Raw genomic sequence first — 1,906 nt, 5'->3', positions numbered from 1 at the left:
AAATCGGGTAGGAGGCTACCCATTAATTGAGTAGCCGACCTCCCACACCACCGTACGTACCGTTCGGTATACGGCGGTTCCTAAGTTTACGTTGCGACTTGCCGGTAATAATCTGAAAAGAATAAGAATCCTTGTTCCTTGAGGGTGTTGTTTTCGAGGGATGTGGTGAGGATTGGACTATTGGATGTTCTCCAATAGCCTTTTCGCGTGTTTGCGAACTCCCTTGCTTGGTGGCTGCGAATTCCTAACGATTTCAGTTTTGCATACCTTGTTCTCACTCGCTTCCACTGTTTCCAGTAGATCATGCGAATTCGTCTTCTCATCCATTCGTCCGTGGATCTCAGCAAACTTTTCATATCCGCTATTTTGAAGTAGTTTGTCCACCCCATAATGTAGCGTTTAAGTTGGTCTACTCGGGCTTCATTTCCTCTCCCACTGCTTCGCGATGTAAGTTCCTTTATCCGAGCTTTCATTTTCGCAATGGTTTTCGGATGTATTCTGACCTTAGCTCTCCCTTTTTGACGATAAAATGAGAATCCAAGGAATTTGACTCTTGTCGCTTCGTCCACCACCGTTTTCTCCCGATTCACTTTGAGAAACAGCTTCTTCTCAATAAACGGCAGGATGTTTGTTAGCGTTCGCTCTGCGCTCTTTCTGCTTTTGCAGAAGATGAGCAGGTCGTCTGCGTAACGTACAAAACGGTGACCCCTGTTTGCCAATTCCTTATCCAGTTCATTCAGCATAATATTGCTTAGTATGGGGCTTAAATTGCCTCCTTGTGGTACGCCAACTTCGGTTTCCTCCATCTTGTGCTTCACCACCACACCTGCCTTCAAGAACTTGTGAATGAGCGAGATCACTCGCCCATCCTTAACCGTTCTCGACAATACTTCAACCAGTTTACTTTGGTTGACGGTGTCAAAATATTTCTCCAAGTCCATGTCGACGACATACTTATATCCTTCTTGTATGTTACCTTGGCTTTTCTTAATGGCGTCATGAGCGCTTCGTTTGGGGCGAAAACCATAACTGTTCTCCGAGAATTGCTTCTCATAAATTGGCGTTAGTACTTGCGCAATCGCTTGCTGAACGACTCGGTCAACCACCGTCGGTATTCCCAGATTTCTTTTCTTTCCGTTCTCCTTGGGTATTTCTACCCTTCGAACGGCATTCGGATGGTATTTCCCCTCCAGGATGGACTCTCTGAGTGTTTCCCCGTTCTCTTTGAGATATTGCAGAAGTTCATCCACTTTCATCCCATCGATCCCATGAGATCCTTTGTTTGCTTTCACTCTCTTGAACGCTTCGTTCAAGTTGTTCTTGCTCACAATTTGTTCCAAGAGTCCTCCTACCGACTCGTTTACATTGGTGCTGTCCGTTTCAGTTATCTTTGCAGGACCGCACGCTCCCGCATATCCTTCGCGTTCCGCGCTATTCTTCTGCATAGAGCCCTCCGTTCTTGGAAGTTGGCTGTGCTTTATTCCTGCTTTAGTAACTTTCATTGACCGACACCTCCTTAGGTTCAGCCCTTCCCTCGAGTTGTCGACGATTCGAGGTACTATGGCGTCTGCTGACTTCTCATGATAAATCTTGTTTCAACCGTGATTCGAAATACATCTCTCCACGTCCATGAGATCTCCCACGGTAAGACGATTCACTTTCCTTCCATGCACCCGCGTCATTTACATTGGCACGTCTGTGTAGTTAATTGGACTTCGTTTTGTTTTGCAGACTCATCCCGTGCCTTATGCCTGATGCCGTTCGTGTTCCTCGGGTCGGAATTTTGCCTCCAGCTTCCTTCAGATTCCACCTCGCGATGGACACCCTTGCTCTTGGCTAGTGGTTGGCAACTACAAGCCCCCACAGCGGACTTTCACCGCCTAGTTAATCGCCATGCGTGGCGCAC

1 protein-coding gene is annotated in these 1,906 nt (G+C 47.1%); it reads right to left on the bottom strand.

From position 1 onward, the window contains the following. Positions 1-86: 86 nt before the first annotated feature. Positions 87-1,502: a group II intron reverse transcriptase/maturase gene (gene ltrA / locus PCH02S_RS35445; protein ID WP_127458796.1), complete on the bottom strand. Its 1,416-nt coding sequence runs from the start codon at positions 1,500-1,502 to the stop codon at positions 87-89. Positions 1,503-1,906: the final 404 nt, after the last annotated feature.

This window comes from Paenibacillus chondroitinus NBRC 15376, from assembly GCF_004000765.1.
Classification (GTDB): domain Bacteria; phylum Bacillota; class Bacilli; order Paenibacillales; family NBRC-103111; genus Paenibacillus_E; species Paenibacillus_E chondroitinus.
Note: the sequence above shows the minus strand (reverse complement) of the source record. Positions and strands in the feature narration are given on the sequence as shown.